The organism is Flavobacterium sp. AC267 (assembly GCF_979258715.1).
The window spans coordinates 3,328,052-3,348,596 of the sequence record NZ_OZ409875.1; the positions used below are offsets into that span (position 1 = coordinate 3,328,052).

At 33.1% G+C, this 20,545-nt stretch carries 23 protein-coding genes; 14 read left to right on the top strand and 9 right to left on the bottom strand.

The window, feature by feature from the left end:
- Nucleotides 1–170: 170 nt before the first annotated feature.
- The 3 genes from ACZZ95_RS17485 to ACZZ95_RS17495 all read right to left on the bottom strand — a co-directional run bounded on the left by ACZZ95_RS17485 (nucleotide 171) and on the right by ACZZ95_RS17495 (nucleotide 4,859).
- Nucleotides 171–1,010 carry a T9SS sorting signal type C domain-containing protein gene (locus ACZZ95_RS17485; RefSeq protein WP_463470002.1) on the bottom strand — a complete coding sequence of 280 codons (840 nt, stop codon included), beginning with the start codon at nucleotides 1,008–1,010 and terminating at the stop codon, nucleotides 171–173.
- A gap of 1,132 nt (nucleotides 1,011–2,142) precedes the next feature.
- Nucleotides 2,143–4,281 (bottom strand): S8 family serine peptidase, encoded by a 2,139-nt coding sequence (locus ACZZ95_RS17490; RefSeq protein ID WP_463470003.1) that lies wholly within the window; start codon nucleotides 4,279–4,281, stop codon nucleotides 2,143–2,145.
- A 260-nt stretch (nucleotides 4,282–4,541) separates the two neighbouring features.
- A complete protein-coding gene (locus ACZZ95_RS17495) occupies nucleotides 4,542–4,859 on the bottom strand; it encodes a hypothetical protein (RefSeq protein WP_463470004.1) in 318 nt (105 codons plus the stop codon).
- Nucleotides 4,860–5,415: 556 nt separating this feature from the next.
- Here ACZZ95_RS17495 and ACZZ95_RS17500 point away from each other — a divergent pair.
- Both ACZZ95_RS17500 and ACZZ95_RS17505 read left to right on the top strand, forming a co-directional pair.
- Nucleotides 5,416–6,246 (top strand): M57 family metalloprotease, encoded by an 831-nt coding sequence (locus tag ACZZ95_RS17500; protein WP_463470005.1) that lies wholly within the window; start codon nucleotides 5,416–5,418, stop codon nucleotides 6,244–6,246.
- Between the two features lie 182 nt (nucleotides 6,247–6,428).
- Entirely contained in the window at nucleotides 6,429–7,127 is a 699-nt protein-coding gene (locus ACZZ95_RS17505) for a DUF1826 domain-containing protein (RefSeq protein ID WP_463470006.1), read from the top strand.
- Between the two features lie 128 nt (nucleotides 7,128–7,255).
- On the opposite strand, the gene ACZZ95_RS17510 is transcribed toward ACZZ95_RS17505, so the two are convergent.
- The 6 genes from ACZZ95_RS17510 to ACZZ95_RS17535 form a co-directional block, all read right to left on the bottom strand.
- Nucleotides 7,256–7,846 carry an NAD(P)H-dependent oxidoreductase gene (locus tag ACZZ95_RS17510; protein ID WP_463470007.1) on the bottom strand — a complete coding sequence of 197 codons (591 nt, stop codon included), beginning with the start codon at nucleotides 7,844–7,846 and terminating at the stop codon, nucleotides 7,256–7,258.
- 27 nt (nucleotides 7,847–7,873) lie between these two features.
- Nucleotides 7,874–9,004 carry an aldo/keto reductase gene (locus tag ACZZ95_RS17515; RefSeq protein WP_463470008.1) on the bottom strand — a complete coding sequence of 377 codons (1,131 nt, stop codon included), beginning with the start codon at nucleotides 9,002–9,004 and terminating at the stop codon, nucleotides 7,874–7,876.
- Between the two features lie 102 nt (nucleotides 9,005–9,106).
- On the bottom strand, nucleotides 9,107–9,988 hold the full coding sequence (locus ACZZ95_RS17520; RefSeq protein WP_463470009.1) for a helix-turn-helix domain-containing protein: 882 nt from the start codon (nucleotides 9,986–9,988) through the stop codon (nucleotides 9,107–9,109).
- Between the two features lie 331 nt (nucleotides 9,989–10,319).
- Nucleotides 10,320–10,466, bottom strand: a complete 147-nt coding sequence (locus ACZZ95_RS17525; protein WP_463470010.1) for a hypothetical protein — start codon at nucleotides 10,464–10,466, stop codon at nucleotides 10,320–10,322.
- A 14-nt stretch (nucleotides 10,467–10,480) separates the two neighbouring features.
- On the bottom strand, nucleotides 10,481–10,747 hold the full coding sequence (locus ACZZ95_RS17530) for an RNA polymerase sigma factor (protein WP_463470011.1): 267 nt from the start codon (nucleotides 10,745–10,747) through the stop codon (nucleotides 10,481–10,483).
- Between the two features lie 75 nt (nucleotides 10,748–10,822).
- Nucleotides 10,823–11,014 (bottom strand): hypothetical protein, encoded by a 192-nt coding sequence (locus tag ACZZ95_RS17535; protein ID WP_463470012.1) that lies wholly within the window; start codon nucleotides 11,012–11,014, stop codon nucleotides 10,823–10,825.
- 174 nt (nucleotides 11,015–11,188) lie between these two features.
- On the opposite strand from ACZZ95_RS17535, the gene ACZZ95_RS17540 reads away from it, so the two are divergent.
- The 12 genes from ACZZ95_RS17540 to ACZZ95_RS17595 all read left to right on the top strand — a co-directional run bounded on the left by ACZZ95_RS17540 (nucleotide 11,189) and on the right by ACZZ95_RS17595 (nucleotide 20,443).
- On the top strand, nucleotides 11,189–11,665 hold the full coding sequence (locus ACZZ95_RS17540; protein ID WP_463470013.1) for a hypothetical protein: 477 nt from the start codon (nucleotides 11,189–11,191) through the stop codon (nucleotides 11,663–11,665).
- Nucleotides 11,655–12,176, top strand: coding sequence for a FecR family protein (locus tag ACZZ95_RS17545; protein ID WP_463470014.1), 522 nt, complete (start codon nucleotides 11,655–11,657; stop codon nucleotides 12,174–12,176). Before ACZZ95_RS17540 ends, ACZZ95_RS17545 begins: the two co-directional genes overlap by 11 nt.
- On the top strand, nucleotides 12,130–12,354 hold the full coding sequence (locus tag ACZZ95_RS17550; RefSeq protein ID WP_463470015.1) for a DUF4974 domain-containing protein: 225 nt from the start codon (nucleotides 12,130–12,132) through the stop codon (nucleotides 12,352–12,354). The genes ACZZ95_RS17545 and ACZZ95_RS17550 overlap by 47 nt, the downstream gene beginning before the upstream one ends.
- A gap of 182 nt (nucleotides 12,355–12,536) precedes the next feature.
- A complete protein-coding gene (locus ACZZ95_RS17555) occupies nucleotides 12,537–13,307 on the top strand; it encodes an STN domain-containing protein (RefSeq protein ID WP_463470016.1) in 771 nt (256 codons plus the stop codon).
- Nucleotides 13,222–14,706, top strand: coding sequence for a TonB-dependent receptor plug domain-containing protein (locus tag ACZZ95_RS17560; protein WP_463470017.1), 1,485 nt, complete (start codon nucleotides 13,222–13,224; stop codon nucleotides 14,704–14,706). Before ACZZ95_RS17555 ends, ACZZ95_RS17560 begins: the two co-directional genes overlap by 86 nt.
- A 1-nt stretch (nucleotide 14,707) precedes the next feature.
- Entirely contained in the window at nucleotides 14,708–15,859 is a 1,152-nt protein-coding gene (locus ACZZ95_RS17565; protein ID WP_463470018.1) for a SusC/RagA family TonB-linked outer membrane protein, read from the top strand.
- A 4-nt stretch (nucleotides 15,860–15,863) separates the two neighbouring features.
- Entirely contained in the window at nucleotides 15,864–16,613 is a 750-nt protein-coding gene (locus ACZZ95_RS17570; RefSeq protein ID WP_463470019.1) for a RagB/SusD family nutrient uptake outer membrane protein, read from the top strand.
- Nucleotides 16,585–17,496 carry a RagB/SusD family nutrient uptake outer membrane protein gene (locus ACZZ95_RS17575; RefSeq protein WP_463470020.1) on the top strand — a complete coding sequence of 304 codons (912 nt, stop codon included), beginning with the start codon at nucleotides 16,585–16,587 and terminating at the stop codon, nucleotides 17,494–17,496. The genes ACZZ95_RS17570 and ACZZ95_RS17575 overlap by 29 nt, the downstream gene beginning before the upstream one ends.
- A gap of 295 nt (nucleotides 17,497–17,791) precedes the next feature.
- Entirely contained in the window at nucleotides 17,792–18,334 is a 543-nt protein-coding gene (locus ACZZ95_RS17580) for a hypothetical protein (protein ID WP_463470021.1), read from the top strand.
- Nucleotides 18,243–19,499 (top strand): polysaccharide lyase, encoded by a 1,257-nt coding sequence (locus ACZZ95_RS17585; RefSeq protein WP_463470022.1) that lies wholly within the window; start codon nucleotides 18,243–18,245, stop codon nucleotides 19,497–19,499. The genes ACZZ95_RS17580 and ACZZ95_RS17585 overlap by 92 nt, the downstream gene beginning before the upstream one ends.
- 180 nt (nucleotides 19,500–19,679) lie before the next feature.
- Nucleotides 19,680–19,853, top strand: coding sequence for a hypothetical protein (locus ACZZ95_RS17590; protein ID WP_463470023.1), 174 nt, complete (start codon nucleotides 19,680–19,682; stop codon nucleotides 19,851–19,853).
- 14 nt (nucleotides 19,854–19,867) lie between these two features.
- Nucleotides 19,868–20,443: a carbonic anhydrase family protein gene (locus ACZZ95_RS17595; RefSeq protein ID WP_463470024.1), complete on the top strand. Its 576-nt coding sequence runs from the start codon at nucleotides 19,868–19,870 to the stop codon at nucleotides 20,441–20,443.
- Nucleotides 20,444–20,545 lie beyond the last annotated feature (102 nt).

Here is a 20,545-nt window from a genome sequence, read left to right on the forward strand (position 1 = left end):
AAGCGCCATATTTTCAATTTGGACAAACTAAAAATACAATAACAACCACAGCTGATTTTATATAATTCATAGAGGAGTTTGTTAAATTCTCATTTACTAATCAAAAAAAAAGGCCGGCGAACTCTTGATGATATCCGCACGGCCTAAATTTATTTTTGCAATTTTTTAAACTAGAAAAGCACCTTCTTAGTTATTATACTTCCATTGTCTAAAGTTGTTCTTACCAATAAAATTTGAGCTCCTGACTGGATGCTTGAAATCTCCAGTTCAGATGTTCCTATTTTTTGACTGCTGAAAAGTAATTTTCCTGAAATATCGAAAACAGAAACCTCTTTTAAAGATGCTTGGTTAGATTTCAATCTGATATTTTGATCCTTTGAAGAAACGATGAGTTCTGGTTGAATAGTATTAAAATCATCTACACCTAATTTTTTATCATTTGTACTGTAACTAACTGTAAAGCGATCTGCAAAAACACCTGTAAGAGTTGAGAATGTATAGCCGCCATCTTTTAAATTGTGCTTAACACCTGTTTGTTTATCGTGTAAAAAAATATTTTGGTTGATTAAATCGCCATCTACGCGATCAATCGCAATTGTCATATCTCCTTCAGAGCTGGTTCTGTAACCTAAAGGAACAGTGTCAGCTGGGTCAAATGGCAGAGCACGTCCTTGAATTACCAGTTTTTTATTTTCATTAATACTGTAAAAATCGGCAGGTTTGTAAGCATCCATCGAAACAGCATCATAGTTTTGATCCCATCCGTTGGTTGCTCCCGTTACATAGGCGATCAAAATCTGTTTAAAAACACCATTAGTATTGGTTAAATTAAGCCACACCCTGTGCCTCTGTATTTCAAAAGTACTAGTGGGTTTTGCTAAGGAGTCAACCTCAATGTTTCGAAAGGCAATGGCTCTCGTATTATCAGCGCAATAAGTAGAAATAGTGTTTGCTTGAACAACTGCATGAATTGGAAAAAGCAATAAAGATGAAAGTAGAATTTTTTTCATAATATGATAATTTAAATATTAATAGAGAGGTACGCTGATACCCTGTTACTCAATTTTTTTTAAATATCATCAAGCGAAAAGACGGACACAGATTAGTATCCTGAAACTAAAAATACCGATAAAGTAAAGAGTAGTTTTTTTTCCTTAATGATGAATTTTAAGTTTATAATTTATTATTAGTTGATTTTGATCAGAAAAAAATGATGTTTTAGTATATTTTAAATTTTAGTTTTACATCGATTTTTTTTGCTTTTAGCCGATCAATTATTTTGATTTTATAAGAATATGATTATTATTTTTATAATTGAAAACATATAAAATGTAATTTTATCCGGAGGTATATAAGTAGTTTTTTAATGTCATATAATTCGCTTTAATTTTGTAAAATTGTGTACCGCCTTATTTTTCGGGGGAACAAGTTAAAAGTACAATAACCACCACCGTCGCTTTTATATAATTTATCGCCGACTTTACTAAATTCTCATATTTTAATAAATTTAGAATTTGCTTTAAATGTAAAGGCACAACATAAATAATATATCAGTTATATATTAAGTTTTTGGCTTTACATCGGTTTTTTATGTCTTTAATCGATTAATTATAAAATTAAATTAAGAATTTATTTATAATCCAAAAAGTTAAAAATTTTATTAAATGTAATTTTAACACTTTTTAATTATTGTTTTTATTTGGTCTAAGCAGGAAAGGATACCGCTGGAGATCACAAAACTTAAACTTGATGATCTCAAATTGTTGAAAATGATACAATTAAATAAATTATACGTATCTAGTTATTTAAATTAAGCTCGTTTTGATCAAATTTTTTTATTGAGTAGATATTGAAACTTAATTTTAGAAAATTTGACCAAAAATTTAATATGTAATAATCAGCTTACACTTTTGTTTTGGTAAATTTTGTTAGAGAGCGATATTAAAGGGATGGCAGGGTGTGAGCGAAGAGAATGTCAAATGGTGAAAATATACTTTACGTATTTTTTTACTTTAAATGAAACTTATTAATACTGCAATTTGAGATTTCACACTACTGATGGGAAGAGATAGAGAATGAAGATTTTTATAAAATTTCTTCAAATAAATTACTTAGTACTGAAAATTAAAAAGGGACAAAAGTTTACAGAACAGCAATTTTTCCTGTCTGTATTTCGCCAGAGCTCGTTACTATTTTATAGATATAAATTCCCGATGCCGTATTTTTTACATTAATGGTATTTGCTTTATAAAGCAATGGGGAAGTAAAAGTATTTTGCCCGCCAATTGTATACAAATAGAAAACAGCATTTCCTTCTTTTTTTGATTCAATATTTAATTCATCATTTCTGGTTAACAGCGTCGGATGGACAAAAAATAATTCATCTCCTAAATAATGAGTATCGAGAATTAGAGAACTTATAACGGTGTCGTTTTCCAAAATTATATTTATTTTATATTTATTACTGCCTTTTGTCGGGGCATCATCTAAAAAAGAAAATGTTTTTGAATCAATGTCATTAATTGTACTAATAATACTTTCGCTATCATTACTTATTTTAACCAGCTCTATTCTTTTGATATTGTACACGCTGAAAAGACTCGCATCAATCTTTACTTTGTCTTCCTCAAAAACTTCTGCCAAAGCCAGCTCGAAATAACAATTGGAGTTTTCGGCATGCTGTAATGCGACTTCACTTTTTATTCCCTCGCTATTGTCAAATACAGGAATAACAGTGTGAATTTTTCCATCCGTATAGGTGTAAGTAGTATTTGTTGTCTGTTCTTTAAATTCTAGATGATCTCCCGTCAGCTGATAAATATTAAAGGAGGCAACATTGGCGGGTTTGTCCCAATTTATTTCGGTTGTACCGTCACAAACTAAGCTGGTTGTAATATTTAAATCATAAGAAATGATAAAGCTGTCAGATATATAATCGCTGTTACCAACGGTCATTTTTAATTTTGCTTTAGAAAATTTTAGTTCCGAAGGAGTATAAGTAAATTGTTCATTATCGAGATCTATACCATTTGCGATAATTTCCCAAGTCTGTCCATCATTATAACTAATAGACAATTGCCCAAGAATACCAAAAAAAGAAGAATTCCATTTGAAAGGCGAAATAGTCTTGCCGTCATAAGGAAAATTATCATTAAGAACAGGATAATTCCACTCAAATTGATTTTCTAGTTCATATTCATAAGCGATGCTGTATTCCTGAGACGCGTTGGAGACGTATGAACCCATAACATTAATTGTATAAGATCCTTGTACGGGCTTGTCAATAGTCACTTGTTCTATAGTATTGATTTTATCTTTTCCTCTTACAGCTTGTTGTTCGGGAATATCAGGACTAAGAATCCAAGGTAGATAAGTGGTATTGTCGGGCGAAATAACTTCCATATCTAAATCATTCACCAAACTTATATTAGTGTTAATTGCGGCAGGAAGATCATTCCAAACTAATGTCGTTTTTAAGTTTTTTGCATTTGCAGGAACGCTAATAGTATGAGAATTTATCTGGCCAGATGCCAAATTACCAGATATGAATCTATTCTCGCTAATCGTTTTTAAACATTTAGCAACATTGATATTGCCATAACCATAAGTAAAATCCGGACCTGTATTGCCCAAGTCTTTGGCTGTATTAATTAAAATTGCTTTGGTCATTGCATTAGTCAAAGCGCTGTTGTTTATCGTTTTATAATGCTGTTTCATCAGCGTAATTATTCCTGTTGCCAATGCTGTAGAATTTGAAGTTCCTTGCGTGCTAAAGGCTACTAATTCGGGTTTTATCCGCCCGTCATAAGCTGGCCCTTTTGAAGAAAACGGCATAATAACCTCGTTTTGATCAATACAGCCCAAGACGATGCTGTTTTTGGACTGCTTGAAATTACCCGTAATCGATTTGTAGCCTTCAAGACCGCTATTACCTGAAGAAAAGCAGTGCGTCAAGTCAGGATTGGAATACAGTTGAGAATCATAAGCATTGGCGAGTGAACCATAAAAATTCTCAATTACTGTACCGTACGAATGGTTTTGAGTGACAGCTCCTTGTAAAGTTGCTATTTCATCGGGATAAATGTTCAAAAAATTAGACGATTGTATTTTAGCTTTTGGAGCGACTCCTTTACCTAATGCAGAGCTATTTCCTAATCCAGAAATTATAGTCGCCATAGCTGTTGCATGCGTCGATACGGCGACCGATTCTGTCTGCGAAGGAATATGTTTATGTAATAAATCAACATCATTTACATCAAAAAAATCATCTTTTACAGCCACAATCTGATTTTCGCCTGTTATAAGAGGAAAGTTATTACCGGCTTTATTAATATAATTAATTGTAAAATTCTGGTCTATAATTTTAGATTCTCTTTTTGGTCGCTGACGATTCTTGTGAAACAGAAGACACGCTGTTTAAATTTATAATCTCATCAATAATTTTATTAGAATCACATTTTATCATTACAAGATGGTGATCCAGTATTTTAATATCAGAAATTTGGATTGCTTTCAAATCAGAAATTAAAACTTCTAGAGTATCAGTCTGCGATTATGTACTCCTTATCTTGGGTATGATTTGAAAAATTGGCGGGTAATTTCCATAGATTATTAACAGGCAGATTTTTATCTACAGACTTCTTATATGGTGCATTTTGTGTTTCAACGATACAAAAAGTGTTGTCTAGTTTTTTTACAATCTTATAATTATTGAGATGGGCATTTTCTAAAGATGTAAAATAGTATTTCTCAAATTTTCTTTCGTTTTCATTTTTTATGTACAGCTTCCACTTTTCAGCACTCTGTGAGAAACTCACTATAGTTATCATAAAAAACAGAAAAGTAATTTGTTTCTTCATTTACTGTAGATGTTAGGGCGTTATAAACATTCTTTTCAGTGGTACAAAAATGGACTATTGCTACTATTTATTGAAATAAAGCAAAGCTGACTTTTGCGCTTAATAAATTCTATTTTAAAAATTTATGAATTGTAGGTAAATCAAAGTTATCAAATTATTTGTAAAAAAAATAGGAGTTTTTATTTCCTTCAGTTTCAGTAAAATCTGAAAAGTAATTTTATTCGAATATAAAACTGTTTCTAATTCAATTTTGTTACAAATTTTAAATCTCTTTTAGGTTGATAGAAGACGAAATGAAATTTAGAATAGTAATAGAACTCGTAATAACCTGATATGTATTCACTTATTGGTTTTAGTGGTCTCGCGACAATAATCAGATAATTATTATAAAAATTAAGTATAAAATTATTTAACAAAAAGTGTTAAATTTGTTAAAATGTTATTTTATAAGTATTTTAAGATTAAAAATTGTATAAATTTGATTATAAATATTACAATATTTTGTAAAGCTCCCTATTTACCAACTTTTTTTAACAACCAAACAAAACCTATTATTATGAAAAAAATTAAATCAATTTTGGCCTTATCATTTATGGCCCTAATACTGTTTTCTTGTAACAAAGATGAAGAAACAGTTCAATCAAATGATGGATCTCTTAAAGTAACGCCAGAGGTGTTAAATAAAATAAGATCACTTTCACTAAATGCGACAGATGTCCAAGTGATTCAAAATACCAAATTAGACGGTACTACAGAAGATGCTTTCCTTATAGAAGGTGATATTGTTATTACTAAAGATCAATTAAACGCAATGGATCTTCACGGCGGTATTACAACAGAACAATACCGGACTACAAATTTAGTATCTGCTCCAAAAACTATTAAAGTTGTTGGATTGTCAGGAACTGGTACAACAGCTCTGACTACCAATATGCGTAATGGACTGCAGGCGACAATTAATAGATATAATAATTTAGGACTGTCTATTAACTTTACACTAACTTTTAGTTCCAGCACTTCTGGTGCAAACATCGTTGTCCGCAGACAAACTGGATCTGCTGGTGGAGTAGCAGGTTTCCCTTCTGGAGGAAATCCTTATAATTCAGTTACTTTATATTCTGGATTAGATACTTATTCAACAAATGTAAACGCACACGTAGCAGCGCACGAAATTGGGCACTGTATCGGTTTACGTCATACAGACTGGTTCAGCCGTCAAAGTTGTGGACAAAATTCAAACGAAGGAACAGCTGGCGTTGGAGCAATTCAAATTCCGGGAACACCTTCAGGATATGATTCTACTTCTTATATGTTAGCCTGTTTCAGTTCAAGCGTAACAGGAGCTTTTAATGCTAACGATGTTACAGCTCTTAATTATTTATACTAGAAGTTGAATTAGCGTTGTCTTTACAAAATAGCAGAGGCTGTTTCATAAAATATGAAACAGCCTTTTTTTTGAAATTTTTAAATTAAAATATCCTTGCAAAAAATTAAAGTGATAAAACATGAAACTGACTACTATTATATATTTTTGCAATGCATGAAGTAAATAGCTTCATATATTATACTATGAGCAATACATTTTCTGACAACAGCCAAATTGGAATCGTATCTACTTTCTCTGAGCTTGTGCAGACCAGTTTTAAAGGGGAAATGAATGCGCTTTGCTGGCACAGAAATTTGGATGGCGATTTTAACGAGATTGTAACCCAGCTTCGTTTAAAAGAAAATATAACCGAAGTTTATCGAGAAGATCTGCTCGCCCTGCAACTATCTGAAAAGGGGAGTACGGCAAGGGAAATAATTTTAAATGATTTACAATTATTAACCAATTTTGGCGCTTCGCCCTCGCTTAATTTACTGAAATGTTATGATCGTGATGATGAATTTGATTTCATATCGACAGATGTGTATTCGTTTCATGTAGATCGTTCGCCCATTGCAACAGATACTTTTTTATGCACCTATCACGGCGCGGCAAGCGATATTGTTTCTAATTCGCAGGCAGAACAAAAAATCTTAATTCCAGAAATTCGAGCAAAGCTAAAAGAACTGCATGACGGACCAGCTGATGAATTCGAAGATTTTTTAAAGGAAAATTATTTTGATCTGCATTATCAATTACTTGCAGATGCTGAACCAATTAATTTAGGATTAGGACATCTGTGGCGACTGGGCGTAGATCATCCAAAACAACAAGTACAGCCTTGTATTCATAGGGCGCCAATAGAAAAGGAAGGGGAGTATCGGTTGTTGTTGATTTGTTGAAGGGGAAATTGTTGGGATGATGGAGTTGAGACAAATTAATGTTTAATGATTGTTAATTATACATAAAAGGCATAAAAATCCCATTTCGTAAGAAATGAGATTTTTTGTGACCCTTACAGAACGATAACTCATAAAATTTTTTCTAAATGTTTGGGATAATTTTCTATATCTTTTGCAATATCCCCGTCTTTAAAAATATCAAAACAATTATAACCTTGTAAAATTTCTACACCGCAAAAACGATAATTACTTGTAATATTTAAAAATAAATCATCAGTTCCTTTTCCTTGCATTAACGACTGCATTGGATTGTCAAAACTTTCAGCGGGTGCATTAAAAGTAGCACAAATCATAAACTTTTTGCCTTGCATTTTCCCACCCGTTCCGTATTGTTTGGTTAAATCGTCTCTTGTTCTTCCGTCGCCTGAAAGAAATTTTTGACTATGCAATCCGCTGTTAAAAACTTCATCTACATATTTTTTATAAATCCAAGGTGCACCAAACCAATTGACCGGTGTTTGCAGAATGATTATATCAGCTTGAAGATGTTTTTCTACTTCTTCGTCGGCGTTATAGCCGTCCTCTACTTTTGTTTCTAAAATTTGAAAATCTTTTGATTCAAAAAAATCTTTAGCTTTTTGGTTGAAAGCATCGTTTAATAGTCCTTCCGACCAATTAGGATACGTTAAATGTGTATTTATTAATAATACCTTTTTCATCTTTATTATAATTTCTTTATTTTTTAATTAAATAGTGTAGTCAATTGAACTCATATGTGCTTCGCCCATACGATCGCCGTAAACAGGGAATTTTGTAAAACAGATTTCTATACTTTGAATATCTTCCTTTGTCAAATGAATTTTTGATGCGCCAAGGTTTTCCAATAAATGTTCCTCAGTGCGAGTGCCAGGAATTGGAACTATATTCGGACTTTTAGCTAGTAACCAAGCCAGAGCAATTTGAGCAGGTGTTGCGTTCTTTTTTATAGCATAATCCTTTAGCCACTCTATCATAGGCATGTTCAATGGCAAATATTCTTTTGAAAAACGAGGAAAGCCCGTGCGAAAATCAAATTCTTTATCAAATTTAGTAGTTGTATCGTATTTGCCAGTCAAAAATCCGGCACCTACAGGTGACCAAGGCACGAATCCGATTCCTAAATCTTCACAGGTTTTAAGCACTCCATTTAACTCGACATTACGTGTCCATAATGAATATTCTGATTGAACAGCGCTTACTGTTTGGACGGCATGTGCGCGCTGAATTGTTTTTGCACTTGCTTCGGAAAGTCCAAAATGTAAAACTTTACCTTGTTGAATAAGCTCCTTGATACTTCCTGCAACTTCTTCGATTGGTACATTTGGATCAACTCGGTGTTGATAATATAGATCAATATGATCGGTTCTCAGGCGCGTAAGTGATTCTTCAACAACTTTCTTGATTCGCTCTGGTCTGCTGTCTAATCCAACAGTACCATCGATTGCAAACCCAAATTTTGTAGCAATTTTGACTTCATTACGAAAAGGCGCCAGCGCTTCGCCAACAAGTTTTTCATCGTTATAAGGTCCATATACTTCTGCTGTATCAAAGAATCTTACTCCATTTTCAAATGCGGTCCGTATTGTCTTAATAGATTGTTGATGATTTGCAGGCGGGTTGTAGTTTCCTACCATATTCATGCATCCAAGACCGATTTCAGAAACTTCCAGAGTCCCAAGTTTTCTTGTTTTCATATTGTTTATTTTATTATCGTTAATTTGTCTTGGATGTAATGAATTATTTGTCGCAGACAATAAATTTGGTGTAAGCAACAGACCAGCACCAGCAAGCGCCGTTTGTTGAATAAATTTCCTTCTTGAATTTCCTTCGTCTTTCATCTTTTAATTTTTATGATACAAATTTAGATGTAGCACAGTGAAGCAAAGGAAACGGATCACTAATAAAAAGGAAACAAATTACTGATAACAAAAAACGCCTTCTTAAGAAGGCGTTTTATTATTGATTTGCACAAGTTGCAATCGGTATTCTTTCGGTGTGAGATTGACTTGCTTTTTGAAGAATTTTGAAAAATAATTGGGATATTCAAAGCCTAATTCATAAGCTACTTCTGCGGTTTTCATTTTAGGATTTTGTTCTAAAAGATCTTTTGCTTTCTTAATAACAAATTCATGAATAGTTTCAAGTGTAGATTTTTGAGTAAAATGTTTTACAATATCGCCTAGATAATTAGCGGTTAATCCTAATTTATCGGCAAAATATTGAACATTCGGAATTTGAGAAACAGGTTGGTTGTAATAATCAATTAGACTTTGTTGAAATTCGGATATGATGTGATTATATTGTTTCGGATCGGTTGCAAACTGTCTTTTATAATATGCTTCAACTAAAGAAACCAATACATTTACATAAGAAAGTAAAACGGCAAAATGTTTTTTATCGCTTTCATAATATTTTATCATTAATTGAAAAACCAGACTAATTTCTTGTATTTCTTCTTCTGTTAAATATAATGCCTCGTGTTGTCCATAGTCTAAATAGGTCTTAAATAAAAAACGGTTTTCCTCAATTATTTTTTTGGAAAGCTGTAAATACATTCCAGTATAGGTTGGTTCAACATCCCAGCCTGTTTCCAAAACTAACTCGGGACTATTGAAAAATACAGCATTAATAGGTTTCTCTGTAGGTGTAATTTTACTTTTGAAATTTATTTTAATTGAAATTCTGTAAAAATCAACCATTACAGCTTCTGATTTCAATAGCATGTTTGGCGGGTCGTAATATCCAACGTCAATGTCGTTGTCCAAAGGTTTGTCTAAACCAATGTAATCATTGTATGATTTGAAATCTGTAAAAAGTCTCATTTGAGTTTTTTTTTGATTCTGATGAAAACTTCAGATCAGTTGTTTATAAACATTAAATTTTTATGCTGAAAAAATTATGTCTTGTGCCAAAAATTAGTTTCTTATGAGACGAATATAAGAAATATCTTTGCGATAACTAACTTCGTGGTAAAAGGGAAGGTAAAATTATTTTAGCGAAATTTCTTTAAATTTTGTCAAAAAAAAATTTAGTAAAAGGGTTATAAAATTCAGAAATTTCCAAAGGTATTTAATATTTGGAGAATTTTTAAATAATTATTTTGAATTTAGTTTTTGTAAATATGGACGAGAAATATTTATATATTTTCAAGCCTCACTCATTCCATCTTTCTCCTTCAATATAGGTTTCTGCAAAGAAATTTTCTCTTTGTGCATCTTTAGCACTTGCTCTAGGATTAAAAGTAGGATTATCATATTTCTGATACCCAATGCTGTTATCAACAAATGCATTAGCAGTCACATTTACAGCCTTTGCTAACTTTTATTGAATAATAAAACTAGTAATACAAATAAGACATTGCCGTTAGTTTTTTCACGGATGAAAGCATAAGATCTTTTCATCTGAGTTTTTACCGTATTGATAGATATATTATAGGTTTCGGCTATTTCAGAATAACTGAGATCATTAACGACATGGGAAATAAAAATATTTCTTCGGGCTTCTGGAAGTAAGTCTAGTAATTTAAGTACTGCAACGAATTTTGGTATCGTCTTTTTTTTCAAAATTGACGATATCTTCATATTCAGCAATAGGTAAGTCGTTTTTTTCTACATCAATTTTTTTTATTTTTTCAACGTATTGAAGGCTTAAATTTTTTACGGCCTTAGCTCCATAAGCCCTAAATGATGTATTGATGGTTGTGGTCTGCTGTTTGTTCCAAAAGTAAATAAAAAATCCTGAACAATATCCTTCGCGCCTTCTCTATCCTTTGTTATTTGGAAAGAAACCAAGCATAAAAAAGCAAAATTTTCTTTGTATAAATTCTCTATATCTTTCAATTGTCCCACAGATAACAATTCTTATATTGTTATTAAACCTACTATAATATTGCATAGTTAGTAAAAAATGCATTAAAAAAAATACTTTTAGAAAAAAATATTTTAAAATACTGTCACCCTAATTTATTTTTTTGATAACATACCTATAACCACTGAGTAATTATCAAAAAAATATAAAATAATATGGGGATTTCACCAAACGTAATTACAGTTCTTCGAAAAATAAGTTCTAAAGGAAATGTAGATGTTGAAAAATTCAAGGAATTAAGTCTTGAAGAACAAGATCTCGTCAACAAATTATTTGAAGATGGATTGATTGATGAAGCATTGAGTTTTGTCGATTCAATAGACGTAGATAAAAATTGGGAAGAATTACAAGCTATACTTAGACAGCAAGACGCTAAACCGGTTATACCATTATGGAAAAAGACATTAAAGTACGCGGCTGTTTTAATTGTTCTAATTGGAATCTTTTTTATAGTGCGGCGCCGTAATGTCAGTAACCCTGAAATAAAATTATCAGACGACCGTATACAATTAGTTTTAGAAAACGGAGACGTCCAAATTCTTAAGGAAGACGGATCGGGTGAAATTGTATCGAAAAGCGGTCAGGTTGTAGGTTCTCAAAAAGGAACTGAATTAAAATATAATGCGGCTTAACGGAATTCAAAAGACAGTATACAATGAGATAAAAATTCCATACGGAAAGACATTTAATTTAACCTTGTCAGACGGGACGCACGTTTATCTTAATTCAGGAAGTGCATTGAGATTCCCTGTAAATTTTATTAAAGGGATGAAAAGGGAAGTATACCTCGAAGGAGAAGCTTTTTTTGATGTAAGCAAAGACAAATTGCATCCTTTTATTGTAAATGCTAATGCAATTAATGTCAAAGTTTTAGGAACAAAGTTTAATGTTTCTTCTTATCCAGAAGACAAAGAAGTAAGTACTGTATTGGTAGAAGGTTCAGTAAGCCTGCATAACGATGCGAAGCCAGACGAAAAAACAATGCTAACTCCAGGATACAAAGGTGCTTGGAGTAAAGCGAGTGACAAGATTTTATTAGAAAAAGTAGATACAGGTCTTTATACCAATTGGATGAAAGGTGAATTAGTATTTAAAAATGCAAACTTTCTCATCAATCATAAAAAAATTAGAGCGAACCTATAATGTGAAGATTGTAAATCAGTATGATGAATTAAACAATATCGAAATTAATGCCTCTTTTAACAAAAATGTAGAAAACATAAACTCGGTAATGAACGCAATCAGCACCGTTCGATCATTTAACTACAAAATAAAGGAGGACAAATCAATAATAATAACTAAAGGCGTACCTATGATATAAAAGTGAAATAAACTGACGAAACTTTTTAAAAAACCGGAAAATAGGATCAGTATTTCCCGATTTATAAGTGAATCAAACGACGCATAGAAATTAATCATTCAAAAACAACTCAAAGCAAAATTATGAAAAAAATAATTCTGAAGAACTTTGCATGCCCATATTTTCCTAAAATTAGTTTAAAAATGAAGCTCTCGACCATCTTAATATTGGTTTCCTTATTAAAAATTCAAGCCAGCACTTACTCTCAAAATACCGAGATTACATTACATATGAAAAATGTCGCTATCGGACAGATTTTTAATAAAATAGAAACTACTTCTGAATTTAGATTTTTATATGAAAGTGATAAAATAGATTTAAATAGAAAAATTGCTTTAGATGTAACTAAAAAAAACATTTCTGAGGTTTTACAAATACTCTTCAAGGGAACAGATGTATTGTATAAAATAAACGATCGTCAGATATTATTAACGGTAAAACCAAGAGCTCCTGCTGTAAATAAAGAATCGAAAGCTTTAATTATAAAAACAGACCCGATTTTTGAGATCAGCGGAATTGTTTCAGACCAAAACAAGATACCGCTTCCAGGAGTAAATGTCCTTGTGAAAGGCACAACCATTGGCACTCAAACAGATTTAGACGGAAAGTTTACTATTAAAGTATCGGAAGGAAATGGCATTTTGGTATTTTCTTATTTAGGATTTATTACTCAGGAAGTAGCGATAAAAAATAATGCCACAATCAATGTAACTTTATTGGAAGATATTGCTCAGTTAAATGAAGTAGTTTTGGTAGGATATGGTGCTGTTAAAAAGAAAGATGTTACTGGTGCTGTATCTACTATAGGCAATAAAGAATTGAATAGAGTTGGAGCCACAAGCCCGATGCAGGCATTACAGGCAAACGCAAAGAGGAGTAAATGTATCGCAAAAATCAGGTTCTGTAGGAAGTGATTTTAACATTCAAATTCGTGGCGCCAATTCACTTACTGGAGGAACGCCACTTTATGTTGTTGATGGTATTATGACAGATAATATCAATTTTTTAAATCCAAACGATATTCAGCGAATAGATATTCTTAAAGATGCTTCGTCAACAGCTATTTATGGTTCCCGAGGTTCTAATGGAGTTGTAATAGTGACCACACATTCTGGAGAGGGTATGAAAAATAAAAAATCTAGTATAACCTATGCTGGTTATGTTGGGGTTCGTGATATTACTAACATGCCGGACTTTCTTAATAGTTATGATGAAAGTATAGCTTGGACAAGAGACAGACAAGTAGCAAGGGATTTGGTTCAAGCAAATACTATTGTAAACTCGCCTACATACGGATTCCCAAACGTAATAGGCACTGACGGTGAGAATTACTGGCAAGAGGCTTTAGCTAATAGAAGAGGAACAAACTGGCTGGATGAATTTCTTAAATCAAGTATACAGCAAAATCATTTTATTTCGGCTAATGGCAGTAGTGAAAGCACAAGTTATGTAATTGGATTTGGATATCAAGGTGACAACGGAAATGCTAAAGGACAGTCGTATGAAAAATATAATTTTAAAGCGAGTATAGATGCTAGTCCCAATGAAAAATTTTCCATTGGAGCCAACATAAATTTAGCATATACTGACCGCGAACTGGTTTCAAGACAAGGATATACACAGCAATTATTTAGAATGCCAACTTATGCGCCTGCAAAAGATGCTGCAGGAAATACGATTCAATCTCCTATGATTGGAATTTCAAATAATGTCAATCCATATGCCTTTTTAGAATCGAATTCTCAATATAATGTAGAGCAGTTTAATATTTTATCTAATTTTTATTTAGGATATAAGCCTGCAAAATGGATTAGTTTAAAATCAACTTTTTCTCCAAGTGCTGTTTTTCAAAGAACAGGAGAATATTTAGACAGATTTGCATCACGCTCTATATCGGTGGCAAGGATGTGGAACGATAACAGATTGTCTTATATATGGGACAATCAGTTGAATATTAATAAAGAAATTGGCAGGCACTCTATTTCATACGATTTCATCCAATCATCTCAATTTGACCGTTTGGTTTCTTCATATGTATTTGGCAGGGATGTGCCTTTTGAGTCTCTTTGGTATAATGTCCAGAGCGCACCGCAAAGAGACGCTACTTCAGGATTTAGCAAAAGCACATTACTTTCATTTACCAATAGATTTAATTATTCATTCAATGACAAATATCTATTAACTGCTACCATTAGATGGGATGGATCTTCTAAACTTTCTCCAGGAAATAAATGGGCTTCATTTCCGTCAGCAATACGCAGGATGGAAAATCAAAGAGGAATCATTCTTAAAAGATGTTTCTCAAATAGATAATTTGAAATTACGTTTAAGTTTTGGATATACAGGAAACAATAATATTGCGCCATACTCTTCGCAATCTGCTTTAAATTCGCAAACTTATTACGATTGGGACGGCACACCAGCAAATGGTTTTCTGCCAAGTGCACTTTCTAATTCGAAATTAACATGGGAGCGCACAAGAGAATGGAATTTTGGGGTTGACTTTGGTTTTTTTGGAAATAGAATTACCGGCGAGATTAACTATTATGACCGACTTTCTAAAGATTTATTAATGAACCGTAAGTTAGCAACACCTACAGGATGGGCGAATATGATTGACAATGTTGGTTCAGTAAGCAACAAAGGTGTTGAAATTCAAATCAAAACGGTAAATATTGAAAGTACTGATTTTAAATGGGAAACCAATTTTATATTTTCTACCAACAAAAACGAAATTGTTGAACTTTATGGTGCAAAAAAGGACGATGTTGCCAACAGATGGTTTATTGGGCGACCTGTAAATGTTGTTTATGCAATGGTTTTTGACGGTATCTGGCAGAAAGATGAGCTAGCACCAGCTGATCAACGGGCTTTGGAAGGAACAGCTAAAGTAAAAGATTTAAATAATGATGGTAAAATTGATATTGATAATGACATGAAGGTTTTAGGTTCTCCTTCACCAGATTGGATCGGAACATTTACCACAACATTTACCTACAAAAACTGGGATCTTACTGGTTCGGTATTTACCAAACAGGGTTCCTACGTTTTTAGCCCATTTCATAAAGAATTTACAGATTTTAATAGTAAAGTGATTTTGGACGTGCCTTATTATGTAAGAGAAAATCCAATAACACCAGCCAGAAATTCAAATACTTATCCTCAGGCTACTTTTACAGGTCAATATTGGGGAGAAAGTGCCGAGGCATATGGGTATCCAGGATTTAATAAAGATGCCTCATTTGTTCGAATTCAGAATATAACATTAGGATATAACTTTACTTCTAATGCCTTGTCTAAAATGGGATTATCGTCCATGCGTTTATATGCCAATGTATTAAATCCGTTCACGTTTACTAAATATGATGGATTTGATCCTGAATGGGCTGGTGCAGAGATGTCTGGTGTAGATGCCACAAATACAGCTTATATAGTCTATCAGCTTGGTGTTAACGTTAAATTTTAAAAAGATGAAAAAGATAAAAAAGATAAAAAAGATAAAAAATATAAAAACAGCTATTGTTCTTTTAGCAATTATATTCTCAGGGTGCTCAGGATATTTAGAGGAAGAAAATCTTGGTAATACAACTGCAGAAAAATATTATACTACAGAAGACGGATATGAAGAATTGGTAAACGCATCATATGCATCTTTACGTAATGTTTATCAGCCCACGCCATATATGTTTTGCGCAGGTACCGATCTGTTTTTTAACTCACATGAAGAGGTTCCCGCAGGACTTGCTTCTTATCAGAATCTTACTCCTGGAACTGCAGAAGTGGATGTGTTTTTTAGCACTTTGTACCAAAGTATTCAGAAAACTAACCTAGGATTGGCATACGCCGCAATAACAGAAGATTTCTCTGCGCTAAAGACTAGAATTGCTGAGCTTAAAACAATCAGAGCATATTATTATTTTCTTTTAGTGCAGAATTTCGGCGATGTAACTTTGGTTAAGGATATGATAAATCAACCTATAACACATTTTGAGCGTACTCCTGCCAAAGATGTGTATCAGTTTATTATTGATGAACTAAATCAGGCTATCGTCGATTTACCTCCGGCTCAAGGTGATTTTGGACGAGTAACTCAACGTGCGACCCAGCATATACTTGCTAAGGTATATTTAACGCGCGACTATGAATCATTTGCGGCTCCTACAGATTTTAGTGATGCTGCAGCTCTTGCAGATGCTCGCTATAGCTGGTCAATCTCTTAATTTAACCTTTGATAAATTATTCGAATACAACAAAGATAAAAACGAAGAGATTTTATGGTCAATTCAGTATGCACCAGGATCTACTCAAAGCGACGGATTGTCTCATAATTGGGACTATCCATGGGGACCATTAGTTCAGGGAGCTAATGATGGAGTGGTCAAGAAAAGTACACTGCATCCAACCAAATATTTACTGACATTGTTTGAAGATACTGATACCAGATTTGAAGGAACGTTTTTAAACATCAAAACTAACCCTTATTCTGGCTGGAGATTAAATCCAGCAAATAGCCCTATAAGTTATTATTATCCAAGGACCGCAGAACAAATTGCGGGTGTGGAAGCTTGGAGAGCCGCAGATCCTGTTAACCGCACAAAAACTATTATTTCTCCACTTTCTGACCATTGGTGGGATCGTTTAAATACTACGGATTATCCTGCACTGAAAAAATACGATCGCGTACAAACATCAACTCCATCCATTCAGTATACTCATGATTTGTATCTGGCAAGATTGGGAGAAACCTATTTGATTGTCGCTGAGGCTTATTTTAAAGCAGGAAATTTAGGAAATGCTGTGGCACGTATTAACACTGTAAGACTTAGAGCTGGTGCTTCTATAATAGCAAGTGTGGATTTAGATTTTATTTTAGAGGAAAGAGCCAGAGAATTGGCAGGTGAAGGTTTTAGATGGCTTGATTTGAAACGTACCGGAAAACTTATGGAATATACTAAGGTGAGAAATCCAGATATTAAAGCACTTTATGATACAGGAATTGATCCATTTTTAGGAAAAGGTGGGAATTTTAAAATACTGCGTCCAATTCCATTATCTGCAATAGCACTGGATTCTGGAGAATATGCTCAAAATCCAGCATATTAAAATAGTTAGGTTGTTAAGTTAGTTTTTGTTGCATAATGCCCATATACTCATAATTGAGTATGTGGGTTTATGTATGCTTTTTCTTTTGCAAAATTTTGAGCAAGCAGAGCGATTCTAAAAATAGTATACTTTAATTCAACAACTTCCTTATCTCTGCAAAATCCAAACAATCTTACTTAAACAAACATTTGCCGAAAGGTATAAATGTATTGAAGAATACGAGAAAACACTAAATAGAAAACAAATAGATATTGCCTTAATTGGGTAATAAATACACTATTAAAAAATAACATACATGCAAAATATTTTGAACAATATCATTTTTAAGCGAACCATCACAGCTGTCTGCTTTTGTTTCGTTGTTTCATCAGCATACGCACAATATCCTGAAATTCCTAAACCGCTTCAAGATAAAACAGATGCTGTTTTAGCGGGCGAAGAAAAAAGATTAAATGAAATATGGAATGCTAATTACCACATTATAAAAGAAGAAGCAAAACAGGGCAGGCCTTATATTCCGTGGGCAGCTTATCCAAAAGATTTGGTACAGGCGACTATTCCAGCTTTTCCGGGAGCAGAAGGCGACGGTGCTTTTACACAAGGAGGCCGAGGCGGTAAAATATTTGTCGTGACCAGTTTGGAAGATAGCGGTAAAGGAACTTTTAGAGAAGCTTGTGAAGCAGTAGGAGCGAGAACCATCGTATTTAATGTGTCGGGAATAATTAAGTTAAAAAAAGCCTCTCAGTATGCGTGCGCCTTATGTTACCATTGCCGGGCAGACAGCTCCTGGCGACGGAATATGCATAGCGGGAGAAACTTTAGAAATAAATACTCATGATGTTATCATCAGGCACATGCGTTTTAGACGTGGAGCAACAGATGTTACTCGAAGAGATGATGCTCTTGGAGGAAATGCCATAGGAAATATTATCATAGACCACTGCTCGGTAAGCTGGGGGCTGGATGAAAATATTTCGCTTTACAGACACCTTTTTCAGGTCAATGATAAAACAGCAGTAGAAAAATTACCAACCTGTAATGTTACTATTCAAAATACAATTTCGGCTGAAGGCTTAGATGTTTACAATCATGCTTTTGGAAGTACAATTGGAGGATTAAACAGTACCTTTCTAAGAAATTTATGGGCAGATAATATTTCTAGAAATGCTTCAATCGGGATGTATGGCGACTTTAATTTTGTAAATAATGTGGTATTCAATTGGTGGAATCGATCGCTGGATGGCGGAGACCACCGCTCTTTATTCAATATTATTAATAATTATTTTAAACCAGGTCCGATAACTCCAACAGACCAGCCTATTCGTTATAGAATCTTAAAACCAGAATCGCGTAACATGGAACCGAAAATTTTTGGCAAAGCGTATGTTAATGGGAATTATATAGTAGGGTCTCCAGAAGTAACTGCTGATAATTGGAATGGCGGAATTCAATTGGAAGATTTTTCATTTGAAGATTCTAAAGATTACCTAGATTATATTAAACAGACAAAACCATTTTCAATGCCTCATATTACAATTATGAAGGCAGAAGAAGCATATGAGTTTGTATTAAACAATGTGGGAGCAACCCTTCCCAAAAGGGATGCTGTAGACGATCGTGTAATCAAACAAGTCCGCACTGGAAAAATTGAGGCGAAGGATGGTTTAGAAAATACAATCGGTTCAGAATTCATAAAAAGAAGATTACCTGCTGACTCGTATAAAAAAGGAATTATAACCAATCCAAATCAAGTGGGAGGTTACCCTGATTATAAAGGGACTGCCTACAAAGATTCAGATAATGATGGTATTTCTGATGTTTGGGAGAAAAAATACGGTTTAAATCCAAAAGACGCTTCTGATGCGAATAAAGATTTAAATGGTGATGGTTATACAAATATTGAAAAATACTTTAATGGTATCGATCCAACACAAAAAACAGATTGGACTAAAACTAATAATAATCTGGATACCTTGGCTCAGTCAAAAGGTTTATTGCAATAATTCTTCCGAAAAAAAGGAGGAAAATGGGGTAAAGACTATATTTATAATATCATAACACTTAAGAGAAAACAGGATTTATTATTATTTCCTGTTTTGTTTTTTTTAGTCTCAAAATAAAATTTAACTATAGTATTTTTATTATAAATTTACATTTGAATTTAACTCTTAAATGTGATTAAAATGAGACAAAAGATAGTAATCATTTTATTTCTTACAATAATATCCTGCAGAACGGATCAGGCTTTAACACCAGAACAAAATAATGCCAGTGGAGAAGTATCCATTAAAAAAGAAGATATTTTGGTATCTGAGCCATTTAATGCAGAGCAAGACAGTCTAATCTTAAACCAGTAGCGGTAATTGAACGTTTGAAAAGTGGAAATAAGGATTTTGTCGAAGATAATTTAACGATAAGAAATACAACCCAGCGTGTCAGAAATGCATCATTAGGACAATATCCTAAAGCAGTAGTTCTATCCTGCTTGGATTCACGCGTTCCTGTTGAGGACATTTTCCATAGTGGTTTAGGAAATCTTTTTGTGGCAAGAGTAGCAGGAAATATAGTGAACGATGATATTTTAGGGAGTTTGGAGTATTCTTGTAAAGTCTCTGGTGCCAAAGTTGTTTTGGTTTTAGGTCATGAATACTGCGGTGCCATTAAATCGGCAATTAAAGATGTAAAACTGGGAAATATTACAGTATTATTAGATAAAATTCAGCCAGCTGTAAGAATTGCTCAAAATAACTATAAAGGAGCCGCAACTGTTGAAAACGAAGAATTTGTTGAAGTTGTTTGTGATGAAAACGTTTATAATTCCATAAAACATATTCGAGAGAAAAGCCCAATTTTAAAAGAAATGGAACAAAAAGGAGAAATAATAATCTGTGGAGGCGTTTACAATATGAAAACAGGTAAAGTCGAATTTTTGACCAATCGCGGATAGTTAATTTTAATATAAACCTATATTTTAAATCTTATTAGAGAAAAATAAATGAAACAAATTTTTAAACTTGCATTTCTTACAATCATCATTGTATTTACAAGT